Source organism: Corynebacterium maris DSM 45190, assembly GCF_000442645.1.
In the GTDB taxonomy this organism is placed as follows: Bacteria; Actinomycetota; Actinomycetes; order Mycobacteriales; family Mycobacteriaceae; genus Corynebacterium; species Corynebacterium maris.
This window is the reverse complement of record NC_021915.1, coordinates 1,476,826-1,493,736: the sequence shown is the minus strand read 5'-3', so window position 1 is coordinate 1,493,736 and position 16,911 is coordinate 1,476,826. Positions and strand designations below refer to the sequence as shown.

Here is a 16,911-nt window from a genome sequence, read left to right as displayed (position 1 = left end):
TTGGGCGCTGTGGGAGCAATTGTCTGGTTGATCGTCGCCGCAGTGCTCGCCGTCCTGGAGTTAGCCGCCGGCGAGTTTACTTTGCTGATGCTTGCGGGAGGGGCGCTGGCCACGGTCGGCGTCGCGGTGTTTGATGTCCCGATCTGGGCCGAAGTCCTTACTTTTGCGGTTTCCTCTATTGGCTTGCTGGTCTTTTTGCGTCCATACCTCAAGAAGCGCCTGCACCGTCCCCAGGCTCTGGACACTTCACCGAAGGCCCTGGTGGGACACAGCGCGGAAGTGTTGGAGGAAATTGGCGGGGGAAGCGGTCAGATCCGCTTGGAAGGCTCCATTTGGTCCGCTCGGGCCCTGGATCCCACCACCACGTTCGCTGTCGGCGAACATGTCACTGTCATCAGCATCGACGGCCCTACCGCCGTCGTGTGGAAGGAGCCCTAAATGGGAATTGGCGCCATTTTATTGATCGTCCTCTTGGTGCTCGTCGTCGCCATCGTCGTCACGGCCATCGTCGTGGTGCCTCAGGGAGAAGCCGCCGTCATCGAGCGTCTCGGCAGCTACACCCGGACGGTGTCCGGCGGAATCACTCTGTTGGTCCCGTTCATTGACCGGGTGCGCGAACGCGTCGACACCCGTGAACGCGTCGTGTCGTTCCCGCCGCAGGCCGTCATCACCCGCGACAACCTGACCGTGGCCATCGACATCGTGGTGACGTTCCAGGTCAACGACCCCGCCCGCGCCACCTACGGCGTGGACAACTACATCGTCGGCGTCGAGCAGATTTCGGTGGCCACGCTCCGTGACGTCGTCGGTGGATTGACCTTGGAGGAGTCGCTGACCTCTCGCGACACGATCAACCGACGTCTACGCGGTGAACTCGACGCGGCCACCGGCAAGTGGGGGTTGCGCATCAGCCGAGTCGAGTTGAAGGCCATTGACCCGCCGGCGTCCGTTCAGCAGTCGATGGAGATGCAGATGAAGGCGGACCGCGAAAAGCGCGCCATGATCCTCACTGCGGAAGGCCAGCGAGAGTCTGACATCAAGACCGCCGAGGGGCAGAAGCAGGCGCGCATCCTCTCCGCGGAGGGCGAGAAACACGCGGCGATTCTCTCCGCGGAGGCAGAGCGCCAGGGCACGATGCTCCGCGCCGAAGGTGAGCGCGCCGCCACCTACCTGCACGCCCAAGGTGAGGCCCGGGCGATCCAGAAGGTCAACGCCGCCATCAAGTCGGCGAAGGTCACCCCAGAGGTGCTGGCCTACCAATACCTGGACAAGCTGCCGAAGATCGCCGACGGCCAGTCGTCGAAGATGTGGATGATCCCCTCCCAGTTCGGCGACACCCTGCAGGACTTCGCGAAGTCCTTCGCCCAGAAGGACGAGGACGGGGTCTTTCGTTACGAGCCGCCGCAGGTCGACGACGCCACCCGTGACCTCGCCGAGGCAGAAGACACAGAAGGATGGTTCAGCACCGAATCCTCCCCGGAGATCGCCGAAGCCGTCGCCGCCGCCAACGCCGTGGCCAAGAAGCCGATTGACCCGGAAGTGCACGAGCTCGCCGCGAAGCAGCAGGACCCGCAGGGTGTGCAGGACCTGCAGAACCAGGACGACGAGGGCCTAGCGGTCCGCCATCGAGATGAGGTTGACGGCTAGGCGCCACCCCGCCAGCTCAGCCTGCCAACCAGCGGCGTGCAGACGCTGGGACATCGCCTGTTTGGAGATGCCCAGTTCTGCCGCCGCTTCGTTTTGGTTAAAACCCGCCCGCATCAGCGACGTCGCTTCCCGCCCCTCCACGGAACGTTTGCTGAGCGCGTGCGCGATCAGCAAAAACACCGCCGCGATCTCATCCTTCAACAGCCGTGAACTGACTTTGACCGTGCCGGCCCGGCCCCCGGCGCCGAGCGCGTGCGTGGCTGCCTCGCTGGCCCACCCTTCCTCCGCGATGCCCACGCCGATGGCCCAGGCTCCGTCACTGAGCAGCGCCATCACCACGTTGCACAAGGCTTCTGCGGAGTCGATGTCGGAGCGGATGTCTTCGACGCCCAAGGACTCAAATCCCGCCACTCCGGACATGGTGGACAAGGCTTCCCCGGATCGGCGGACAAGGTCGGCGCGGCGTGTTTCACGCCCACGGTAACGTGCATGTACAGCTAGCATGGGCCACAGTCTATCCTGCTGTCTAGGGCTGCTCCTTGACGGGGAGGCGGGAGTCCAGAAGTAGACCAGCGATGCCCGCCAGTGCCAACACCACGGTAATGACGATGATGACCGGGTCAGCTTCACCCGTCAGCGTGTCCCCGAAAAACACCATCGCGACGGTTCCCGGGGCGGATCCGATGAACGTGGCGACGGTAAATGGCACTAACCGGACGCTGGTGAGCGCAGCCGCATAATTGAGGACGGAAAAAGGAATGCCGGCGATCATGCGCAGACTGGTGACCGCCAACCAGCCACGCTGTTCCAGGCGCCGGTTGATCCCTGCCACCGCCGGGTGCCTCAGATAGGGGCGAATCCACTCACCGAGTAACCCACGCACGATCGACAGGCTGACGGCGGCGGCCACGGCAGTCGCTGTCAGAGAAAGCAGGATGCCGACCCAGGGGCCGAACAGCACGCCCGCAGAAAGCGTCAGGATGGTGCGAGGGACCGGGAATTGAGTGATGAGGACATAAGCGAACCAGAAGGCCACCACGAACCAACCGCCGACGGAATCCGCCCACGCGCGCAGCGTGGACAGCGGGGGGACGTCAAAAAGAACGGTCACCGCGATAAAGGCCACGACCGCGGCGGCGACCAGAATTTTCTTGGCCCACGACCATTGCCGGACAGCATCGACGGCGTCGCGACAGAGCCCGCCGAGAAGAGCGGCCAAGGATCGTAGAAAGCGCACCCGTCCACCCTACTCGGCGCGTTGTGTTCAGCGTGTTCAGCTGCCGAGGAACCAGTTGGTGTTCAATGCGTGCTTCCGGATGCCATCGATGCGGGACTGCGGATAATAGACGCCTTCGGTGCGCTTGTGCTTGGTCACCAGCGTCCGTTTCGCGATACGCCAACCTTCCGACGTCTTGATCAGGTCGTCGACGTACATGCCGCCGGCGATCACCTGGAAGACCATGTTGGGCTTGTCCATCGTCTGCTGGGTCACCCAGGTGACCTCGGAGATGGTGCGCGCAGTGTCGCCGTCGAACTCGAAGTGGATGTTCGATAGCAGATGCTGACCGGAGATGCGGTCGCCGTCGTTATTTTCCTGTAGTCGGGACTTCAGTCCCTGCACGGAGATTTCTTCGATGCCTTCACCGGGGGCGGTGAATGTGGCCTCAGGGGTGAAGGCGCGGTCAAAGAGCTTCCAGTTTCGCTGGTCGAGCCCTTGGGAATAGGCGTTCAGGGCGTCACGAATTTCTTCCCGTGCGATGAGATCGTCGATGGTCAGGCTCATGGGGCTTACCTTTCGTAGGGGCTACCCGAACCCTACACATCTGCACAAGCAGAAATCCCCGCCGAAGCGGGGATTTTTCTTTGTGCCCGGAGGGGGACTTGAACCCCCACGTCCGTTAATAGGACACTAGCACCTCAAGCTAGCGCGTCTGCCATTCCGCCACCCGGGCTGGGTGTTGTTCTCAACCTCTCGGTTGGGCACTTGAAATAATATAGCCCGAACGCACATAGTGTTCCAAATCGCCTGGTCGCAGGCTTAGGGCGGTGCGGTTCCCGGACTTCAGGTAGACAGGGAGACATGAGCTATTCCTACGCAGATGATTCCCGTTTCCCAGGCCCCGATCCCTACGCGCCCCTGAAGGATCTCCCAGAGTTTCCGCTCACCTCCACCGACCTAGAGGAAGGCACGGAACTCCCGGAGCAGTTGCGGGCGCCCAGCTCTGTCTCCCCACAGTTGAGTTGGTCAGATTTGCCCGCCGGGACCAAGTCCCTGGCCGTCACGTGCTTCGACCCGGACGCTCCCACCGCGTCCGGTTTCTGGCACTGGGCCGCTTTCGATATTCCGGTGGACGTCACTGAGTTGCCTTCTAATGCGGGAGCGAAGGAGGATCTCGGCGTCGGGGCGCGTTCGCTGGCCAACGATTCCGGCGAGCGCACCCATTACGGCGCCGCCCCGCCGGCCGGCCACGCGCCGCACCGTTACCTGTATGCGGTGCATGCCGTGGACGTGGAGAAGCTGGACATCCCGGAGGACGCCACCGCCACAGTCCTCGGGTTCAACCTGTACTTCCACTCCATCGGCCGTACCGTGCTGTGGGGCTGGTACGAAGCCTCTTAGGGCTTTTTCCAGTCGAGGCCGGAACCGACGGCCTCGGTGATGGACGTCAGGCCGTGGGCCCGCAGCTGATCCGCGATACCCGCATGGATGTCGCGGATCCAGTCCGGGCCACCGTAAATCATGCCGGTGTATCCCTGGAGGAGGGAAGCGCCGGCGGTGATGCGTTCCCAGGCGTCCTGGGGCGTGGAAATGCCCCCGACGCCGATCAGGGTGAGATCTTTACCCACGCGTGCATAGAGACGCTGCAGGACTGCGGTGGCCCGGTTTTTTAACGGGGCCCCGGAAATTCCGCCGGCCCCCAAGGAGGCGACTTTAGCGGCGTCGGTGCGCAACCCCTCGCGGGAGATCGTCGTGTTGGTCGCGACGATGCCGTCCAGCCCGATGTCCACGGCGAGGTCAGCCACGGCGTCGATGTCCTCGTCGGAGAGGTCTGGGGCGATCTTGACCAGCACCGGCGTGTCGGTCGACTCCTGAACGGCTGTAAGGATCGGGCGCAGAGCGCTGACGGCTTGCAGGTCCCGCAGTCCCGGCGTGTTGGGGGAAGAGACGTTGACCACCAGAAAATCCGCCAACGGACCCAGCGTCGTGGCGGAGATGCGGTAGTCTTCGACCGCTTCTTCCGCGGGCACGACTTTCGTTTTTCCGATGTTGACCCCGATGACGTCCGCCGTGGAACGGCGGCTCAGATTCCTCGCGGCCGCGGCAGCGCCGTCGTTGTTGAAGCCCATGCGGTTGAGGATGGCCTTGTCCTCAATCAGGCGAAAGAGGCGGGGGGCAGGATTTCCCGGCTGCGGGGAAGCGGTGATGGTCCCCAGCTCCGCATATCCGAACCCCAGCGGGGACCAGACGTCGGCGGAACTGCCGTTTTTGTCGAACCCCGCGGCCAGGCCCAGGGGGCGGGGGAAGGTGACTCCGAAAAGCTCCTGGGACAAGGATTCTTCCTTGACTGGCATGACCCGGCCCAGGGCGCGGTTAAGCGGAGTGGCCCGCTGCGCCACCGAGAGACCGGCGTTGATGATTCCGTGAATGCGTTCCGGATCGACCCGGAACATGACTTTCAGAGCTGCCTGATAGGCGGTGGCGCGCAGTGACATGGTTTTACAGTCCCGTCGGTTCGTCGACGATCTGGAGGCCTTCGCCGGTGGCGGAGGCGGCGAGGAAGGTGCCGTCAGGAAGAAACGCGATGTTGTGCGCGTCCGCGACGGTGTTGATTTCGTGGGTGCTAATGGGCACGCCGCCGGAAATGTCGTGGCCGATGGCGCGGTTTTCCGCGGTTGACGCGACCCAGGCGAGTTTGCGCTCCGGATCCCAGGCCGCGCCCCACGGGCTGTCGTCGACCGGCGCGGTCTGCTGGAGTCGGACGACGTCGTCGGTGGTGTAGATGGCGATCTCCGGCGCCAACGTGTCGGCGACGACGACGATGCCGTCCTCGCCCGGCGATCCCTGGCCCACGCCGATGCCGACGCGCAGAGTGCCGCCCTGACGTTCGTTGGCCAGGTCAATGTTCTGGATGGTGGTGCTGGCGCGGTGGATGCGGACAATGCTGTCCGGGCTTCCCTCCCTGGGGGTGGCGATCAGCTGATCGGCGGGGTGCGCCATGGCGAGGGACTCGGGATCTTCGCCCTGGGCGTAGATCGTGATCTCCTCGTCGTCGGGATTGCCGGCGAACATGCGCCCGTCCACGAGAACGGCGGTGGTGGCGGGGGCCTCGGTGTCCCAGGCAGTGACGTCGGCCGGGTCAGCGGCGGGAACCTGCAGGATCTCGTCCCCGCAGGCGACGATGAAGTTATCGGCTGAGGCGGCGAGATCCTCACAGTCTGCGCCAAGGACGGTCTCCGTGGCCGTCCCGGCGCGAAAGTCCTCCAGCCCGCCGACGTAGAGGCTCTCCGCGGAACGCGCCGCGATGACGTCACCGACGACGGCGAGGTCAGAGAACTCGACGCCGGCGTGGACGACGTCCCCATCCGGATCAGAGGCAGGAGAGGGGGCGGGCGTGGCGTCGCCCATCTCCGGCCCAGGCTCCGGCACGCTTCCTGCCTGACAGGCGGTGAGAAGCGTGGCGCTTGCCACGATAACGAGGGAAAGGCGTCGTTTAATCACAGATATTTAGCCTACCCCGTCAACGGGAAACATCGTCCAACGCCTGGTGGATGGTCGGCGGCAACGCGGTGCCCAAAGAGTCGGTCAATTCACGCAATTGCGCGGCATTGGAGACGCCGACCGTCACCGCGTCGATGCCTTCTCGCTCCCGGACCCAGGCCAGGGCGACGGCGGCCGAGGACAGCCCCAGCCCCGCCGCGGCGGTGGAAGCGGCCTCCAGGACCGTGTCAGTCTTGGTGCTGAGATAGGTGTGCGCCTCGGCCCGGCCCGTCCGCCCGGCGAGCACGCCCCGGGCCAGCGGGGCGCCTGCGATCACGCCGACGCCCAGGTAGGAGGCGGCCGGAATCAGCTCCTCCTCGGCGTCGCGTTGCAGCAGAGAATATTCCTGGGCGGCGGCGACCACGCCCGGGGTGACGGCCAGCTGCCACCCCCGGTAACCGCGCACCCCCGCGTACCTGACCCGCCCGGAGTCGACCGCCCACTGCAGTGTCGCGGCCACCTCTTCAGGAGGAGTGTGCGGATCGAAATGCCCCACGGACCACAGGTCGAGGTGATCCGTGCGCAACTGTTCAAGCAAGTCGTCGAGCTGCCGGATGAGATTGCGGCGGGAGCAGTCGACCCGCTGCCCGAGGGGTGCGGCCGGATCGACGCCGCTGGCGGCGGTGAGAACCAGATCGCGGCGGGAAAAACCGCTGAGGTCCGCTCCCTCAGAGACGTCGATGAGCGTGCCTCCGGCGTCGAGGAAGGCACTGATGATCTCTGGCTCCGTGGGAGTCCCCAGGCCCAATTCGGACACTTTCAATCCGCTGGCGCCGACGTTTCGTTGCTTCACTCCCTCCACACTAGTTGTAGGGTGTTGCGAGTGAACATCACTTTGCATGCTGCCGAGGCCGTGGACCAGATGAGCTGGTCACAGGTCATCGTGTTATCCATCGTCCAAGGCCTGACGGAGTTTCTCCCGGTCAGCTCGTCGGGGCACCTCCGGATCGTCTCGGAGCTGTTCTGGGGCCAGGACGCGGGCGCGTCTTTCACCGCGGTCATTCAGCTGGGCACGGAACTGGCCGTGCTGGTGTACTTCGCGAAAGAGATCTGGCAGATTCTGACCGGCTGGTTCCGCGGCGTATTCAACAAAGAACAGCGCGGACTGGACTACCGGATGGGCTGGATGATCATCATCGGCTCCATCCCGGTCGGCATCATCGGCCTGCTGTTCCGGGACCTCATCCGCGACCAGCTGCGCAACCTCTGGATCACGGCGGCAGTGCTGGTGATCTTCTCCTTCGTCTTCATTTTCGCCGAAAAATTCGCCAAGCACGAGCGCAAGCTCGAGGACATGACGATCAAGGACGCCCTGATCATGGGGCTGTGGCAGTGCCTGTCGCTGATCCCGGGCGTCTCCCGCTCCGGCGCGACGATCTCCGGCGGACTCTTCCTGAACATCGACCGCGAGGTCGCCACCCGGTTCAGCTTCCTGCTCGCCATCCCCGCGGTGCTGGCCTCCGGACTGTTCTCACTTCCCGACGCCTTCGACCCGCAAGCCGGCCAAGCCGCCACGGGACCGATGCTGATCGTCGGCGTAGTCATCTGTTTCGTGCTGGGCTACGCCTCCATCGCCTGGCTGCTGCGCTTCGTGGCCAACCACTCCTTCGCCTGGTTCGCGGCCTACCGCATCCCGGTCGGACTGCTCGTCATGCTCCTGCTGATGCTCGGCGTACTGCAGCCCTACTAGGGTGGGGGCCATGCATTCATGGCCTCACCCCGCCGTCCCCGATGTGGGCGGCGTTTCCGTTCCTCTGCACCTGTACGACTCCGCCGACGAGGTGATCAAACCCGTCCAGGGCTCCGGCATGTACGTCTGCGGCATCACCCCTTATGACTCCACCCACCTAGGCCACGCCGCCACCTACGTCACCTTCGACGTCGTCTACCGCGTACTGAAGGACAACGGCCACGACGTCCATTACGTACAAAACATCACCGACGTCGACGACCCGCTGTTCGAACGCGCACAACGCGACGGCGTCGACTGGCGCGAGCTGGGCGAAAGCCAGATCGAACTGTTCCGCACGGACATGGAGCAGTTGTCCGTCATCCCGCCCCGCGATTACATCGGCGCGGTGGAATCCGTGGACGAAGTCATCGACCTGGTCCAACGACTCCTCGACGTCGGCGCGGCCTACGTGGTCGACGACGCCGAGCACCCGGACGTCTACGCCTCCATCGAGGCGACGGAACAATTCGGCTACCAGTCCAACTACTCACGCGCCCAAATGGAGGAATTCTTCGCCGAGCGCGGGGGAGACCCCGAACGCCCGGGCAAGCGAGACCCGCTGGACGCCCTGGTGTGGCAGGCGCGCCGGGAGGGGGAGCCGCATTGGGAGTCCCCGTTCGGGCCGGGCCGGCCGGGTTGGCACGTCGAATGCTCCGCGATCGCGACCAACCGGCTCGGCTCCAATTTCGCCATTCAGGGCGGCGGCTCGGATCTGAAGTTCCCGCACCATGAGTTTTCTGCCGCTCATGCGGAAGCCGCCTCCGGCGGTGAGCGCATGGCGGAGCACTACGTGCACGCCGGGATGATCGGCCTCGAGGGCACCAAGATGTCCAAGTCCTTGGGCAACCTCGTGTTCGTGCACAAGCTGACGGAAGCGGGCCATGACCCGGCCGCCATCCGGCTCGGCATTTACGCGTCGCACTACCGCTCTGACCGGGACTGGTCCGACGATATTTTGGCCGTGGCGGAGAAGCGGCTGGCCGTGTGGCGCGAAGCGCTGCAGACGCCGGGCTCGCTGGCGGACGCTGAGGCGGCCGTCGCCAAGCTGCGGGAGCGGTTGTCCGATGACTTGGACACCGCCGGGGCCATGGAGGCGATCGACGAGTGGGCGCAGGCCGACTCTCTGGACGATGCGGCCGCCGCGGAGCTGATGGCGGACTCCGTCGAGGGATTGCTCGGCGTGCGCCTGCGCGAAAAGTAGGCGACAATGAACGCCATGACGATTCGCTCGGATTTTCAGCCTCAGGTCGATGAATTCATCGGCGAGCTCGAGGAGTTCGCCACCGGCGCCTACCTGCAGGACGGTGAGACGGAATTCTGGGAGGCTCCTTTCGATGCGGCGGCGCTCCCGGAGCTCAAGGCCATTCTCGAGCGGACGCTCGACGCGTTGGAGATGCTTCCCGATGATCCCCCCGGTGAGGCTCTGGCGAAGGTCGTCACCGGATCGCTTACGCAGCTGCGCGACTTCAATGAACGCCATCAGGACGCGGTGCTCGAGGACGAGGAAATGTCCGAGGTCCGCACCCTGCTGCTCGACGCCGCCGCGGCGACCGGGGCCGAGGACGAGGCGCTGACGGAGTTGCCTGACATTGAGCTCTGATCAGTCACGCCCCTGGGCGGTGTTCTGGGACATGGACGGTACCTTGGTCGACACGGAGCCGCTCTGGGGGATGGCGACCTATGAGATGAGCGAGTTGCTCGGTCGCCGGCTCACCCCTGAATTGAGGGAACAGACGGTGGGTGGGCCGTTCGCCAGCACCCTGAGCATCTGCGCGGAACACGCGGGCGTCGACGCTGACTACGACCAGTGGCGCCGGTGGATGTACGACCGCATGGCGCAGCTCATGCCCGGCAACGTCATCCCCGGCCCGGGGGTCACCGAGCTGCTGGGGGAGCTCGACATGCCGATGTTGGTGACCACGAACACGGAACGTGAGCTGGCTGACCCCTGCATCGACGCTATCGGGCGCGACTTTTTCTCCGGCTCCATCACCGGCGATGAAGTGCCCCACCCGAAACCCGCGCCGGACATGTACCTGGCCGCCGCTGAGCGGGTCGGGCAGCGGCCGCAGGACTGCCTGGTCTTCGAGGACTCGTGGAACGGCATGACCGCCGCCGCGCATGCCGGGTGCCGTGTGATCGGGTTGGCGCACAAGGTGCCGGCAGGGGTGGTCAGCATGGTGGATCTGCAGGGAGAAATTGGTTTCGCAGGGGTCACCGCGCAGACCGTGGGACACTGGTGGACTACGCTGATTGACCGTGAAGAACTTTGACTCTCTCTACGCCGAACTGACCGACAAGGCCGCCTCCCGCCCCGAGGGCTCGGGGACGGTCGAAGCCCTCGATAAGGGTGTGCACCATATCGGGAAAAAGGTCATCGAGGAGGCGGGCGAAGTCTGGATCGCCGCCGAATATCAGACCGACGAGGAGCTGGCGGAAGAAATGTCCCAGCTCATTTACTGGACGCAGGTGATGATGGTCGCCCGCGGGCTGTCTCCAGACGACATCTACAAATACCTCTAGGAGAGTCATGTTGAAGATCGCAGTGCCGAACAAGGGGGCCCTGTCCGAGGCCGCCGCCAAAATCCTGTCCGAGGCCGGCTACAAGGGCCGCCGCGACAAGGAACTCAACGTCGTGGACACCGTCAACGAGGTGGAGTTTTTCTTCCTCCGGCCCAAGGACATCGCCATTTACGTGGCCGAGGGGCGCCTGGACCTGGGCATCACCGGCCGTGACCTGGCGGGCGATTCGTTGGCGGACGTCGACGAGGTCCTCGGCTTGGGCTTCGGCGGCTCCACTTTCCGTTACGCCGCCCCCGCCGGCGAGGACTGGACCGTCGAGGGTCTCAACGGTAAGCGAATCGCCACGTCGTATCCCAACCTGGTGCGCAAGGACATCGCCGCCCGTGGCATGGAGGCAGAGGTCATCCGGCTGGACGGGGCGGTGGAGATTTCGATCCACCTGGGCGTCGCGGACGTCATCGCCGACGTCGTGTCCACGGGCAACACGCTGCGGCAGCAGGGGCTGGCTCCGTTCGGCGAGTCGATCCTGACCAGCGAGGCGGTCGTGGTCAAGCGCGCCGGGCGGAAGCTGGGGGAGGACGCCGAGCGTCTGCTGCGCCGTATCCAGGGCATCCTGACCGCGCACAATTATCTCATGCTCGACTACAACATCGCCCGCGCCAACCTGGACAGCGTGTCCGAAATGACGCCCGGCTTGTCTGGACCAACGATCTCGCCGTTGTCCCGGGAAGGGTGGGTCGCCGTGCGGGCGATGGTCCACCGGAAAGAGGCCAATTCCGTCATGGACCGGCTGTCTGCGGCGGGGGCAGAGGCGATTCTTGCGTCTGAGCTGCAAATTGCTCGTATCTAGAAACGGGCTACTATAAGCGGGATAGTTTCCCCATACTTGGAAAGGCCCGGAGATGACACAGAGCACGGCTACCAGAACTGAGGAAGACCTTATCGGCGCCCTGGAGGTGCCGGCGGACGCGTACTACGGCATCCACACCCAGCGCGCCGTGGACAACTTCCCCATTTCTCGGACGAAGATGAATGACCTGCCGCATTTCATTCGCGGCATGGCCATCACCAAGAAAGCCGTCGCCATGGCGAACCGTCGCCTGAAGGTGTTGCCGAAGCACAAGTATGAGGCCATCGCCTGGGCCTGCGATCAGATCCTCCTTGAAGGCCGGTGCATGGATCAATTCCCCCTGGACGTGTTCCAGGGCGGCGCCGGTACGTCGACCAACATGAACGCCAATGAGGTCGTGGCCAACCTGGCGCTGGAGTACCTGGGTGAAGCCAAGGGCACCTACTCCGTCATCAACCCCAACGACGACGTCAACATGTCGCAGTCGACCAATGACGCCTACCCCACCGGGCTGCGGGTGGGGCTCTACATCGCGCTGCGCGAACTCAATGAGAAGCTCAACAACCTGGAGCACGCCTTCCGCCAGAAGGGCCAAGAGTTCGACGGCATCCTGAAGATGGGACGCACGCAACTGCAGGATGCGGTCCCGATGACCCTCGGGGATGAATTCACCGCCTTCGCCAACAACATCGCCGAGGAAGAAAACATCCTCAAGGTCACCGCGACGGCGCTGCTGGCCGTCAACTTGGGCGCCACCGCCATCGGGACCGGCGTCAACACCCCTGACGGGTACCGCGAGGAAGTCGTCCAGGCACTCTCCGAGGTCACCGGCTTGGACATTGAAGGGTCCTTCGACCTCATCGAGGCGACCTCCGACACCGGCGACTACGTCCACGCGCACGCCGCCGTCAAGCGCGCGGCCATGAAGATGTCCAAGATCTCCAATGACCTGCGTCTGCTGTCCTCGGGGCCGCGCGCCGGCCTCAACGAGATCAACTTGCCCGCCCGTCAGGCCGGCTCCTCGATCATGCCGGGCAAGGTCAACCCGGTGATCCCGGAGGTCGTCAACCAGGTGGCCTTCAAGGTCTTCGGCAACGACGTGACCGTCGGCATGGCGGCGGAGGCCGGGCAGCTGCAGCTCAACGTCATGGAACCGGTCATCGCCCAAGCGCTGTTTGAGTCGATCCGGCTGTTGGGCAACGCCGCCGATACGCTGCGCGAGTTCTGTGTGGTGGGAATCACGGCGAACGAGGACGTCTGTCGCACCTATGTGGAAAGCTCTGCCGGCATCGTCACCTACCTCAACCCCTTCATCGGCCATAACAACGGGGACGCCGTAGTCAAGGAGGTGTTGACGACCGGGCGCACACCGCGGGAAGTCATCTTGGAGCGCGGCCTGATGGATGAGCAGACCCTGGACCGGGTGCTGTCCACCGATAATCTGCGCAATCCGGCGTTTTCGGGGAAGCACTACAACGACTAAAGTAGTACCATTGACTGTGTTATAGATCCATAAGGTGAATTTCACTAGTCAATAGGGGGCTCATCGAGCATGATGCTGATCGTTCACACGGCCATCCTGCTGGGCGCCATAGTCCTCGGCGCCCGGTTGGGCTCCATCGCCATCGGACTGGCCGGCGGTCTCGGCGTGCTGCTGTTGGGCGCCACCGGCGTGCCGGTCACCCAAGACGACATCCCCTTCGACGTCGTCGGCATCATCATGTGCGTGATCGCCGCCATCGCGGCCATGCAACGGGCCGGGGGCATGGATTACCTGGTGCACCTCGCCGAGCGGTTTCTCCGCCGCAACCCGCGCCAGATCACCTTGTGGGCGCCGGTCGTGACCTGGGCGATGACCGTCGCCGCCGGCACCGGCCACACGGCGTATTCGACTCTGCCGGTCATCGTCGAAGTCGCCAAAGAAGGCGGGGTACGCCCCGCCCGGCCGCTGTCCGTCGCCGTCGTCGCCTCCCAGATGGCGATCGTGGCCTCGCCGATCTCGGCCGCGGTGGTGTTCATGGCGGCCTTACTGGAGGAGTACGGCGTCGGGTACCTGCAGCTGCTCGGCGTGATGGTTCCGGCGACTTTCCTGGCCATCTTTCCCACGGCGTGGCTGGTCAACCGGCTGGGCCCGGAGCTGGAGCAGGACCCGGTGTACCAGCAGCGGCTGGCCCGGGGGCTGGTGTCGAAACCGAGCGGGTTGGTCACCTACACCGCCCCTGAAGGGGCAAAAGCCTCGGTGGGGATCTTCCTCGGGGCCATCATCCTCGTGGTCGGGTACGCCACCGCCATTTCCGAGCAGGTGGGGCTGATCGCCGAACCCACGATCCCGCGCAACGAGGCGATCATGGCCATCATGCTGGCCGCCGGCACCCTGATCGTGCTGGTCAGCAAAATACCCGCCGCCGAGTTGCTGGCGACCCAGGTGTTTCGATCCGGGATGTCCGCCACGATCTGCGTCCTCGGCGTCGCTTGGCTCGGCACGACCTTCATCAACCATTACCTGGACGAGATTCAGGTGCTCGCCGGAGATCTCCTTCAGTCGCAGCCATGGTTGCTGGCTGTGGTCCTGTTTTTCGCCGCGGCGCTGCTGTATTCGCAGGCCGCGACGGCGAAGGCGCTCATGCCGGCGGCGTTGGCCATCGGCGTGTCCCCGTTGACAGCGGTCGCGGCGTTTCCCGCCGTCTCTGCCCTGTTCATCCTGCCGACCTACCCGACCCTATTGGCGGCCGTGGAGATGGATGACACCGGCTCGACCAGAATCGGCAAGTACGTGTTCAACCACTCGTTTCTGATCCCGGGGACGGTGTGCATCGTGACCTCCGTGCTGCTGGCCTACGGCATCGGCGCGCTCATCATCTAAAAACTCCCTGGACAAGGACCTTTTCCATGCTCACTGACGCCGACATCGCCAACGCCCACCCACTCGAGCCGATCACGGCCATCGCCCGCCGCGCAGGCCTTCCCGCAGACTCCATCAGCCCCTACGGCGACAACAAAGCCAAGATCGAGGTGACTAAGATCGACTGGTCCCGGCCGGACGGAAAGCTGGTCCTGGTCACCGGCGTCTCGCCGACCCCCGCCGGGGAGGGCAAGTCGACGACGTTGATCGGGCTCACCGACGCACTGGCCGCCCTGGGCGAAAACGTGCTCGTCTCTATCCGCGAACCTTCGCTTGGCCCGGTCATGGGCCTCAAAGGCGGCGCCGCCGGCGGAGGCTATTCCCAGATCGTGCCCATGGACGACATCAACCTGCACTTCACCGGAGACTTCCACGCGGTCTCGGCCGCGAACAACACGCTGGCGGCGATGGTGGACAACCACATCCAGCAGGGCAACGAACTGCGCATCGACCCCCGCCAGGTGACCTGGCAGCGCTGCGTCGACGTCAACGACCGCTCGCTGCGTCGGGTGGTCACCGGCCTCGGCGGCCCCGCCAGCGGCGTCCCGCAGGAGACCGGCTTCACGATCACCGCGGCGTCGGAAATCATGGCGATCCTCGGACTGGCCACCGACCTGGACGACCTCACGCAGCGGCTCGGCGCCATCACGGTCGGGGACTCTTTCGACGGTAGACCGATCACCGCCGCAGAGCTGGGGGCGGCCGGAGCGTTGACCGCCCTGCTCAAAGACGCTATCAACCCGAACCTCGTGCAGACCCTCGGCGGAACGCCCGCCTTCTGCCACGGCGGCCCGTTCGCCAATATTGCGCACGGGTGCAGCACGCTGCTGGGAACTCAGGTGGCGCTGAAGTACGGCAACCTCGTGTTGACGGAAGCCGGATTCGGCTCTGATTTAGGCGCAGAAAAATTCTTCGACATCAAGGCCCGCTACGGCGGACTCGACGTCGCCGGGGCGGTGGTCGTGACGACGATCCGCTCCATGAAATACCACGGCGGAGTGCCGACAGATCAGCTCGACGCCGAAAACGTCGACGCGCTGCGGAAGGGAATCGTCAACCTGGAGCGCCACGTCGACAACATCCGCACATTCGGCGTGACCCCGGTGGTGGCGTTGAACCTGTTCACCTCCGATGCAGGCGCCGAGCGGGAGTTCCTGCGGCAGTGGGCCGACGACGCCGAAGTGGCGATGGCGGAAGCCGACGTGTGGGCGAAAGGCGGCGACGGCGCCGTGGAGCTGGCGAGGCTGCTGCTGGACAACCTCTCCGAGGGCTCACACACGCTCTACGACACAGCCGACGGGGTGGAGGCCGCCATCACGACGATCGCGACCGAGATCTACCGGGCAGGCAAGGTCGAGCTGTCCTGGAACGCGAAGAACGATCTGGCCCGCATCAAAGAAAACGGGTGGGACACCCTGCCGGTCTGTGTCTCGAAGACCCCGTATTCTTTTTCGGACAACCCGGCGCGCCTGGGTGCGCCGGAAGGACACACCCTGCACGTCCGGAAATTGATTCCGCGCACGGGGGCGGGCTTTATCGTGGCGCTCACCGGTGACGTCATGACGATGCCGGGGCTGCCGAAGCGGCCGGCCGCAGAAGGCATCGAGGTCGACTCCGCCGGGCGTGTCACCGGCTTGTTCTAGCCGCTGCGCCGCCCCTATTAGTCCGCGACGGAACCCGGCCAGCCCGGGTACTCCGGCGGCGTGCCGCCCCAAGCGGGGCAGAGGTCCTGAAAGTGGCACCAGCCGCACAGCTTGGACGTTTTGGGGCGGAAGACGCCCGACTTACCGTCGCCTTCGATCTTCGCCCATAATTCGCCGAGGTCGCGTTCGAAGTACTCCAGCTCCTCTTTGGAGGGGGAGAGGCACATCGAATCGATGACCTTGAGATACATCAGGCGCAGCTGGTGGGGGATGACGTCGAACAGCCGCCAATAGACCAGCGCATAAAACCGCATCTGGAATTTCGCCTCGTGGGAGAAACGCGGCGAGGGCTTCTTTCCAGTCTTGTAGTCGACGACCCGGATCTCCCCGGAGGGGGCGATGTCGACGCGGTCGATGAAACCACGCACCGGCACACCGTTGGGCAACACGGCGTTGACGTACAGCTCAATCTCGTCGGAGTCGAAGGCCTGCGGGTTTTCCATCTCGAAGTAGCCGCGCAGCAGGCTGCGGCACTCGACGAGAAAATCATAGAGTTCGACGTCGGGAACCAGCTCGACCAGCTCCGGGTCCTCGGAGCACATCTTCTCCCAATTGGGCTTGAGCCTTTTGACCGCCGCCGGATACGTGCGCTCGTCGCGCTCAAGGGCGTGAATGTCCTCCAGGGCAGCGTGCACCAGCGTTCCCTTGACCTGGGCGACGGTCTTGGGCTCCGGCAGCTTGTCGATGGTGCGGAGCCGGTACTTGAGCGGGCACTGCTGGTAGTCGTTGGCGCGGGACGGCGAGAGGGCGAGCGGTCGGGGTGTCATAATGCTGCACACCATAGCCGTGGCAAAG

The 16,911-nt window shown here is 64.6% G+C and carries 19 protein-coding genes and 1 tRNA gene; 12 read left to right on the top strand and 8 right to left on the bottom strand.

The window, feature by feature from the left end:
• Nucleotides 1-9 precede the first annotated feature (9 nt).
• Nucleotides 10-438, top strand: a complete 429-nt coding sequence (locus tag B841_RS07010) for an NfeD family protein (protein ID WP_084482089.1) — start codon at nt 10-12, stop codon at nt 436-438.
• Complete coding sequence (locus tag B841_RS07005; protein WP_020934790.1) at nt 439-1,647, top strand: SPFH domain-containing protein; 1,209 nt, start codon at nt 439-441, stop codon at nt 1,645-1,647.
• On the opposite strand, the gene B841_RS07000 is transcribed toward B841_RS07005, so the two are convergent.
• The 4 genes from B841_RS07000 to B841_RS06985 all read right to left on the bottom strand — a co-directional run bounded on the left by B841_RS07000 (nt 1,612) and on the right by B841_RS06985 (nt 3,599).
• The gene (locus B841_RS07000) at nt 1,612-2,151 is read right to left on the bottom strand and encodes a hypothetical protein (RefSeq protein WP_041631806.1); all 540 of its coding nucleotides are present in this window, start codon (nt 2,149-2,151) and stop codon (nt 1,612-1,614) included. The two genes, B841_RS07005 and B841_RS07000, sit on opposite strands and share 36 nt — an antisense overlap.
• A gap of 22 nt (nt 2,152-2,173) precedes the next feature.
• Entirely contained in the window at nt 2,174-2,866 is a 693-nt protein-coding gene (locus B841_RS06995) for a TVP38/TMEM64 family protein (RefSeq protein WP_052337738.1), read from the bottom strand.
• Nucleotides 2,867-2,920: 54 nt separating this feature from the next.
• A complete protein-coding gene (locus tag B841_RS06990; RefSeq protein WP_020934787.1) occupies nt 2,921-3,430 on the bottom strand; it encodes a nuclear transport factor 2 family protein in 510 nt (169 codons plus the stop codon).
• 83 nt (nt 3,431-3,513) lie between these two features.
• Nucleotides 3,514-3,599: transfer RNA gene (locus B841_RS06985), tRNA-Leu, on the bottom strand.
• A gap of 128 nt (nt 3,600-3,727) precedes the next feature.
• Here B841_RS06985 and B841_RS06980 point away from each other — a divergent pair.
• On the top strand, nt 3,728-4,267 hold the full coding sequence (locus tag B841_RS06980; protein WP_020934786.1) for a YbhB/YbcL family Raf kinase inhibitor-like protein: 540 nt from the start codon (nt 3,728-3,730) through the stop codon (nt 4,265-4,267).
• Here B841_RS06980 and B841_RS06975 read toward each other — a convergent pair.
• Genes B841_RS06975 through B841_RS06965 form a run of 3 tightly spaced genes read right to left on the bottom strand, consistent with a single transcriptional unit; the run spans nt 4,264 to nt 7,199 of the window.
• The gene (locus B841_RS06975) at nt 4,264-5,361 is read right to left on the bottom strand and encodes a quinone-dependent dihydroorotate dehydrogenase (protein WP_020934785.1); all 1,098 of its coding nucleotides are present in this window, start codon (nt 5,359-5,361) and stop codon (nt 4,264-4,266) included. The two genes, B841_RS06980 and B841_RS06975, sit on opposite strands and share 4 nt — an antisense overlap.
• A gap of 4 nt (nt 5,362-5,365) precedes the next feature.
• On the bottom strand, nt 5,366-6,337 hold the full coding sequence (locus B841_RS06970) for a YncE family protein (protein WP_211215532.1): 972 nt from the start codon (nt 6,335-6,337) through the stop codon (nt 5,366-5,368).
• A 49-nt stretch (nt 6,338-6,386) separates the two neighbouring features.
• Nucleotides 6,387-7,199 carry an aldo/keto reductase gene (locus tag B841_RS06965; protein WP_020934783.1) on the bottom strand — a complete coding sequence of 271 codons (813 nt, stop codon included), beginning with the start codon at nt 7,197-7,199 and terminating at the stop codon, nt 6,387-6,389.
• 69 nt (nt 7,200-7,268) lie between these two features.
• On the opposite strand from B841_RS06965, the gene B841_RS06960 reads away from it, so the two are divergent.
• From B841_RS06960 to B841_RS06920, 9 genes are all read left to right on the top strand, one after another.
• Nucleotides 7,269-8,096, top strand: a complete 828-nt coding sequence (locus B841_RS06960) for an undecaprenyl-diphosphate phosphatase (RefSeq protein WP_020934782.1) — start codon at nt 7,269-7,271, stop codon at nt 8,094-8,096.
• A gap of 10 nt (nt 8,097-8,106) precedes the next feature.
• Complete coding sequence (gene mshC, locus B841_RS06955) at nt 8,107-9,339, top strand: cysteine--1-D-myo-inosityl 2-amino-2-deoxy-alpha-D-glucopyranoside ligase (RefSeq protein WP_020934781.1); 1,233 nt, start codon at nt 8,107-8,109, stop codon at nt 9,337-9,339.
• A gap of 15 nt (nt 9,340-9,354) precedes the next feature.
• The gene (locus B841_RS06950) at nt 9,355-9,738 is read left to right on the top strand and encodes a hypothetical protein (RefSeq protein ID WP_211215531.1); all 384 of its coding nucleotides are present in this window, start codon (nt 9,355-9,357) and stop codon (nt 9,736-9,738) included.
• Nucleotides 9,728-10,411, top strand: a complete 684-nt coding sequence (locus B841_RS06945) for an HAD family hydrolase (protein ID WP_020934779.1) — start codon at nt 9,728-9,730, stop codon at nt 10,409-10,411. The genes B841_RS06950 and B841_RS06945 overlap by 11 nt, the downstream gene beginning before the upstream one ends.
• Entirely contained in the window at nt 10,398-10,661 is a 264-nt protein-coding gene (locus B841_RS06940) for a phosphoribosyl-ATP diphosphatase (protein ID WP_020934778.1), read from the top strand. Before B841_RS06945 ends, B841_RS06940 begins: the two co-directional genes overlap by 14 nt.
• 7 nt (nt 10,662-10,668) lie before the next feature.
• On the top strand, nt 10,669-11,511 hold the full coding sequence (gene hisG, locus B841_RS06935) for an ATP phosphoribosyltransferase (protein WP_020934777.1): 843 nt from the start codon (nt 10,669-10,671) through the stop codon (nt 11,509-11,511).
• A 52-nt stretch (nt 11,512-11,563) separates the two neighbouring features.
• Complete coding sequence (aspA, locus tag B841_RS06930) at nt 11,564-12,994, top strand: aspartate ammonia-lyase (RefSeq protein WP_020934776.1); 1,431 nt, start codon at nt 11,564-11,566, stop codon at nt 12,992-12,994.
• Nucleotides 12,995-13,066: 72 nt separating this feature from the next.
• Nucleotides 13,067-14,374, top strand: coding sequence for an anaerobic C4-dicarboxylate transporter (locus B841_RS06925; RefSeq protein WP_020934775.1), 1,308 nt, complete (start codon nt 13,067-13,069; stop codon nt 14,372-14,374).
• Between the two features lie 26 nt (nt 14,375-14,400).
• Complete coding sequence (locus B841_RS06920) at nt 14,401-16,056, top strand: formate--tetrahydrofolate ligase (protein WP_020934774.1); 1,656 nt, start codon at nt 14,401-14,403, stop codon at nt 16,054-16,056.
• 17 nt (nt 16,057-16,073) lie between these two features.
• On the opposite strand, the gene B841_RS06915 is transcribed toward B841_RS06920, so the two are convergent.
• The gene (locus B841_RS06915; protein WP_020934773.1) at nt 16,074-16,883 is read right to left on the bottom strand and encodes a RecB family exonuclease; all 810 of its coding nucleotides are present in this window, start codon (nt 16,881-16,883) and stop codon (nt 16,074-16,076) included.
• Nucleotides 16,884-16,911 lie beyond the last annotated feature (28 nt).